The sequence below is a fragment of the Dysgonomonas sp. Shenzhen-Wh21 genome (assembly GCF_043392705.1).
Taxonomy (GTDB): Bacteria; Bacteroidota; Bacteroidia; order Bacteroidales; family Dysgonomonadaceae; genus Dysgonomonas.
This window is the reverse complement of the sequence record NZ_JAIXHZ010000110.1, coordinates 1-6569: the sequence shown is the minus strand read 5'-3', so window position 1 is coordinate 6569 and position 6569 is coordinate 1. Positions and strand designations below refer to the sequence as shown.

The following is a 6569-nucleotide window of genomic DNA, read 5'->3' as shown; positions in this document are numbered from 1 at the left end:
ATTGACCCCTTTTGCCAAGTCTAAATTGACCCCGTCGACCAGGATATTTTAGGGGTAATAATAAAGTTTTTTCAGGGGTCAATTTAGACTTGGCAAAAGGGGTCAATCTGAACTGGATTTTCCAATAGCCTTTCTTATAAGTTTGTCGTTGAAGCCGTATTTCTTGCTTAAGATGTCTTGAGTCGGTTTTACCGGATTATCCCAATCGGAAAGAGAATTACTAAATCCGAATCTGAAATGAATTTCATAAGGTGGCTCGGGTATCTTTATTCTACGAAATCAATTTATTCGCCTGTAAAATACGGATTATTCTTCATCCTATTAGCTAATTCCTTTGTCGTAATCTTTAGATATTTAACTGTTTGCTCTATTTTAGAATGTCCTAAAAGCCTCGAAATATAAAGAAGGTCTATTCCATTTCGATACATATTTGTCGCTCCTGATCTTCTAGCGGTATGGCTAGTTACTAATTCGTATTTGGGCTTGATGTCTTCAATTCGTTTACCTCCCTTAGTGATTGTCGTTTTAATAGGGTTGTTCACTTTGGCTATTTTAAAAATTTCTTTCAAGGCATCATTATGCTTTTGATCTGAAATTTTAGGTAGCTTTAATCCCTTATTCCGTTCAATAATATCTCTCAAATATCTATGCATCGGAAGATATACTTTTTTATCTTTCTTTTTAGTCCATATTGATATCAATCCATCTTCAATATTATAGTCATTTATCCTAGAATAATCGGAAATCCTGAGAGCTGTGCAATATCCTATAAGAAAGCGGTCGCGTTCGGTAGTAAGGCTTTTAATCATACTTCTCAAATTATTTTGGTAGATATCCGGATAGAATTCTTTAATTAATTCTTCAGTGAAAATAAGATTATATACTTTGTTTATTTCTTCCTCAGTGAGGGCTATTGTGTCAGCGTCTTCTTTTTCGACAACAAACCCTTTCGGTTTTTCCCATTTATAAAGGTTATCTTCTTTTGCGCCATTCATAAAAACTATCACATTTTTTATTATACCGCCGATGTGATTTTTCGATAAGTCTTTATCTAACAGATATTGCCTGAAACTATTATAGAAATTCATGTCAATATCCGCAAACTTTATAGATATGGGAGTTTTAGAATTTTCGTTCAATTTGGACTGATATTCCATTAAATGCTTGATTGCAGTTGAGTAAGTGTTTATAGTACTTTTACTCTTTGTACTTTTGCTTTTAAACAGTTCCGCATAATCAATAAAATGCTGAGATTTCTCATATTCATCTATTTCTTTCTGCTTGGATTCGGAGATCGTTCCCCCTTCAGTTAAATTCAACTCATCAATTTTATTTTGAATAGCCTTCTTGAAAGTCTCTTGTGTGGGATTAATCAACTTCTCTTGGAACTCATTCAAAGTATCTTCAATCAGTTGCTTGTATTTTTTTATTTGAAGGTTATTTAAATATCCATCTGGGTATTGTTTGTTTTCTTTACACCAACGACTATTATCTATCCAGTATTTCGTTTCAACGGTTATCCCTGGAACAAATCTTAATCTTTGCCCTTTTAGGCGAATAATAAATTGAATAGTGGTTTTATCCTTCCGTTTATCTATTAAATATGGTATTGCATCTATCATTTTTTTCTTGTAACAAAATTTGGAACAACTTATTTCATATTTACAAATTATTTGCGAAACAAATGTAATAAAGCAAAATACGAATTGTGTATATTTCTTACATTTAACAAATAAAAGAAATTAAAAGCACTCCCTTCATGCGCACGGATTAATTTTAGAAACCCTTTGATTTTCAGTAGATAATCAAAGGGTTTTTTGTCTTTTCTTTATATGTAGTTCTTAATTACTTCCTTTATTTCATCGGCATATTGGTATATATCATCCAAAGAAGATATATTGTGCCTTGTTTCCTTTTTTTCTCTATCAAAAGTTACGATGTATTTATTTGTAGGTGAATTAAAATACAATCGGACTATAGGTTTTCGATTATTATTATCAAATATTATTGCAAAGTAAGTTTGAGCATCCCTATATGTTATTCTCGATACATTTACAACTTCTCGAAGTATAGCCTTGACCAACATAAAGCCTTCCAGTTCTTCTTCCGTTGTTATTATGCCATTATTCTTATCTTCAATAACTTGTAGTTCTGTTTGTTCGGATTGCTCTTCTTGGGCAACTTCTGTTTTTAAGGCTGTTTTGAGACGATCTGAAATAGTATCGCTAATCAAACCTGAAATAGACTTCTTCACTAGAGAAGTAAACTGTTCTAATAGCTTAGGGGTGATAACTCCATCATAAACCTGTTTTGCAAATAATTTAACAAACTCAGGACTCGGATTTGAGAATTCGTTGTTAATAATCATTTTCAACTGACTTGTGTATTTTAATTCACTTGCAGAACTCAATATATTATCAACATCAAAATATGTTTTATGGAATTTTTTTAATTCCTCTACTGTGTTGCTTTTGAGATCAAATAAATTGATTTCAAGAAATGGTTTTTCATCCATCTTATTAGGAGTTTCAAGATCTGTATAGAACCTGTAAACTATTCCATTGGTTAATAACCCAAATTTAGCATTTGATACATGGAAATAACGCAACAGCTGATTGTCATGTAAGGTCAGATCTTGCTTCCAGTGCTTGCACTCTACTAAAACGACAGGCTGATTATCTCTGAATATAGCATAATCTATCTTTTCTCCTTTTTTTGTTCCTATATCACAAGTAAACTCCGGCATTACTTCTAATGGATTGAACACATCATAACCCATTGCTTGAAGGAAAGGCATAATTAAAGCATTTTTAGTTGCTTCTTCTGTTTGCAGGCTGTCTTTTAGCTTTTCGGCTCTGTCTGAAAGCTGTTTAATTTGATCTTTGAAGTCCATAGTATCATTTGTTTAAAATTAATCTTCAAAATGAGTTTCTTGATGTTTCGTTCTATATTAAAATAGTTTTCTCATTTTGTTTAAGTTTATAATGAAATCAGTATATTCTGAAAATAGATTTAAGGAATGACAAGCTATTTGACCAAAGTCTAAGCTTTGATTAATTATCAAGGATTAACAATGTCTTCATGTTCGGATTTTGATACTATAACCTTTTTATATAAAGGTGTTTAGTGCTTTTCAAAAGTAGATAAAAGGAAAATATAAATCAAACAAATTTAAGAAAATTTATTTAAAATAAACATTTTGATACTGAAACTCGAACCTAAAAAAATAAGAGAAGATCTACAGATATTTCTTTACAAAATCTGAAGTGAAAAAGAAAAGGCATAATTCAACTGAGAAGCAAATAGAATAGATTTTAATAAAAAATCAATGCTTTTTTCCTTTAAATAAATTATTTAAGATACAATAGACTAGAAAGGCAAGGTAGGATACCACCACTACACTCAGCATAACCAAATTAACAGCATTAATATCCATAGCATAAATTGTTTTGTTTACTCAAATGTATTATATGATTATTTCATTTCGATTAAAATTTTATTAAGTATTTGCTAAATAATAATTTATGTAGGAGTTGTGAATATTACTTTCGCATGCAACTTTTTATAGATGGCGATCATCTATATATTACAAAGAGGAGTAGTAACCCTTATATATATTATAATGAAAAACATAAGTTCGTATTTCAAATTATGCCTTGTGCTGGCGTGTTTATCATTTTTAGCATGCTCGGATGATAACAGTATACAGAATTTTCCCGGTGGAACTTCTGCAAAATTATTGCCGGTAAAAATATCCGGAGAAAAGAATGGTGGTCAGACAGTGTTCGTATACGATGATTATAATCGTCTTATAAGTTGTAGTTATTTTTCTAAATCAGATAAGAAGCTATCTAAGACCAGCGAACTTAAAATACAATACGATGCACTGGAGCGTGTAGAGAAAGCTACATATGAATCCTCAGAAGGCGAAAGTTATACTTATACAATAACTTATGACGGATCGCAGATAGTAGTGCAAGATAAATATTATACGCGACATATTGACATTGATGCACAAGGCAATGTGTTGAAAATGAAGCAATATTATGCGAATGATCAAAATGCATCGATAGAATATAATTATCAATACGATCAAAAGGGCAATTTGATAAAGAAAGACTTTAACAACAATTATTATTCTTATACCTATGATGATTATAATGGTGTATATAGCTCAGTGAATACTCCTCAGTGGTTTCTGGTAACTATGCTGGAGGCTACTTACATTTATAATAATTGTAACCAAATACAAGTGTCTTACTTAAATGAGGAAGGAAAAGAGCAAACACCTACCACCTTTAAGATAACCCACACTTACAATGAAAATGGATATCCGGTTAAATATCATGTTCCTAATATGACGTTTTGTGGAACGCCACCCTTACCTGAAAGTGATTTTAGAGTGGAATACCAAGAAGCCAAGGTTATGGGGGTATATTTTTGATTTTAATTTATTCTTTAATTATACAAGGACAACATTTGTTGTCCTTTTTTATTAACTGATAGAATACAAATTATCTAATCTTCCAAAGTTTACAATCGAATTATTCCGGGTCAGTATTAAACTTCCATTCTTTGTTTACAAAATCAAATACAATTGATAATTCCGATACAGAAGGGAGTTTTAGAAACTTATATTGAGTAATTATAGCTATTCTTGCTCCTTGTAATTTTGATACATTCTCATTCCATTCCGAGATTTTATTGAAGTAGGTATTTACACTTTCAATATCGGAAGAAGATATCGCTTTGTTAATATCATTTACTAAACCTGCGATATCAAGATTATTATAAGACTCGTTAAGTTTCTTATAATTTTCCATATAACGATCTTGAATTTCTTTTACGTCCATAGCATTGAGAGTTTTGTATATTAAATATGTTATATGATATAAAGTTAAGTAAAAATAAGTATAAATAGCAGAGATAAACGGTAGATATTTTTATTTGTTTTTTATGAACTCTATACAATTAAAAAACCTCTGAAACTTTATAAGAGATCAGAGGCTTTTAAGTTTAATATCTATATTGTATTATTTCACTTCCCATACATCCTGTTTCATCAGGTAATCTGTGAGCTTACGAACCGGATTCTTAGCTTGTACTTCTTTTACTTGCTCTTCTATGCCTTGGTCGTATGTTGGCTCTTCTACATCACGAATAACACCTAATGCCAAAGGTAAGCCATTTTGAGGAGACATCAATCCTAGTTTTAGGTGTAATGTATCATCCTTCGTTGTCGCGTCATGTACCAAAATATCATCGATTGTATAACCATTCTGACCGATTATTACATCTTTGATTTGCCAGCCATCAATTACCAATCCTTTATCTTTGTTTGCTCCGAACAGCATCTTTTCTCCATGTTTCAGCAAGATGGTACGTTCGGCTCTCCATGCTCTGTCTACAACATTATCATGGATTGCATCGTTGAATATTACACAATTTTGCAATATCTCTACAACACATGTTCCTTTATGCTTTGCAGATAAAGTCAGAACTTCAGTTGTGTTGGCTAAATCGACATCTATACAGCGAGCAAAAAAGGTTCCGCGCGCTCCCAGCGCTAATTCTACAGGGTGGAATGGATCTTCTACCGTTCCAAAAGGAGAAGATTTAGATACAAATCCTCTGTCAGATGTTGGTGAAAATTGCCCCTTTGTTAAGCCGTAAATCTTATTGTTAAGCAGCAAAATGTTAATATCCACATTACGGCGCACAGCATGTATAAAGTGGTTACCTCCGATCGCCAAGCAGTCGCCATCACCGGTAGCAAGCCAAACCGATAGTTCCGGCTTTGCCGTTTTAACACCTGTAGCAATAGCAGCCCCACGTCCGTGAATGGTATGGAACCCGTATGTGTTCATATAGTAAGGTAGGCGAGAAGAGCATCCGATACCTGATATAACAGCTGTTTTATGAGGCTCTATACCCAACTCAGCCATTGCTTTGTGCAAGCAATTGAGAAGAGCATGGTCTCCGCATCCCGGACACCAACGTACATACTGATCGCTTTTATAATCTTTAGCCTGATGAGAAGAGGCCATTTTTAAATTTACATCTATCATAATTTTACTCTCCTAACTTCTTTGTGAATGCTTCAATCAATTCGGAAACAGCGAATGGCTGTCCCTCCACTTTGTTGTAACGTGATACTTGCAATCCGGGGATTTTGTCCACCAAATAGCCGGCGAATTGACCGTTGTTTAACTCTGCAACAATAATATTTTTAAATTTACGGAGTATCGACTCTGTATTCTTAGGTAATGGACTAATAAATCGGAAATGAGCTAAAGCCACTTTATGTCCGAGGATATTCATTTTTTCAACAGCTTCTCGCAAATGTCCGTATGTTCCACCCCATCCGATAACCAGTAATTCTGCATCTTCTCCGCCAATTAGCTCCAGTTGAGGAATTATATCCGCCACTTTATCTACTTTTTGTTGTCTGACATCAGTCATTTTTTGATGGTTCGCTACTGGGCTGAAGCAGGCTTAGAAGGTTATACACACCGTATTGGTGGACTTGAAAAAGACTTTAAAACCGGAGCCATCTCTACCGACGCAGC

At 33.2% G+C, this 6569-nt stretch carries 5 protein-coding genes and 1 pseudogene; 1 reads left to right on the top strand and 5 read right to left on the bottom strand.

What is annotated here, in order from left to right:
- Window positions 1–284: 284 nt before the first annotated feature.
- On the bottom strand, window positions 285–1622 hold the full coding sequence (locus LDB17_RS07045) for a tyrosine-type recombinase/integrase (protein ID WP_252638665.1): 1338 nt from the start codon (window positions 1620–1622) through the stop codon (window positions 285–287).
- Window positions 1623–1828: 206 nt separating this feature from the next.
- On the bottom strand, window positions 1829–2893 hold the full coding sequence (locus LDB17_RS07040) for a type I restriction endonuclease (protein ID WP_252638667.1): 1065 nt from the start codon (window positions 2891–2893) through the stop codon (window positions 1829–1831).
- A 729-nt stretch (window positions 2894–3622) separates the two neighbouring features.
- Between LDB17_RS07040 and LDB17_RS07035 the strand changes: the two genes are divergently transcribed.
- On the top strand, window positions 3623–4444 hold the full coding sequence (locus tag LDB17_RS07035; protein ID WP_252638669.1) for a hypothetical protein: 822 nt from the start codon (window positions 3623–3625) through the stop codon (window positions 4442–4444).
- Between the two features lie 100 nt (window positions 4445–4544).
- Here LDB17_RS07035 and LDB17_RS07030 read toward each other — a convergent pair whose 3' ends face one another.
- The 3 genes and pseudogenes from LDB17_RS07030 to LDB17_RS07020 form a co-directional block, all read right to left on the bottom strand.
- On the bottom strand, window positions 4545–4853 hold the full coding sequence (locus LDB17_RS07030; RefSeq protein ID WP_252638671.1) for a hypothetical protein: 309 nt from the start codon (window positions 4851–4853) through the stop codon (window positions 4545–4547).
- A 180-nt stretch (window positions 4854–5033) separates the two neighbouring features.
- On the bottom strand, window positions 5034–6068 hold the full coding sequence (locus LDB17_RS07025; protein ID WP_393924959.1) for a 2-oxoacid:ferredoxin oxidoreductase subunit beta: 1035 nt from the start codon (window positions 6066–6068) through the stop codon (window positions 5034–5036).
- Between the two features lie 4 nt (window positions 6069–6072).
- Window positions 6073–6474 (bottom strand): annotated as a pseudogene (locus LDB17_RS07020) (2-oxoacid:acceptor oxidoreductase subunit alpha); the annotation flags it as partial.
- Window positions 6475–6569 lie beyond the last annotated feature (95 nt).

Coding starts and splice junctions, on each gene's coding strand:
- LDB17_RS07045 (WP_252638665.1), bottom strand. CDS start 1,622: ATGATAGATGCAATACCATATTTAATAGATAAACGGAAGGATAAAACC.
- LDB17_RS07040 (WP_252638667.1), bottom strand. CDS start 2,893: ATGGACTTCAAAGATCAAATTAAACAGCTTTCAGACAGAGCCGAAAAG.
- LDB17_RS07035 (WP_252638669.1), top strand. CDS start 3,623: ATGAAAAACATAAGTTCGTATTTCAAATTATGCCTTGTGCTGGCGTGT.
- LDB17_RS07030 (WP_252638671.1), bottom strand. CDS start 4,853: ATGGACGTAAAAGAAATTCAAGATCGTTATATGGAAAATTATAAGAAA.
- LDB17_RS07025 (WP_393924959.1), bottom strand. CDS start 6,068: ATGATAGATGTAAATTTAAAAATGGCCTCTTCTCATCAGGCTAAAGAT.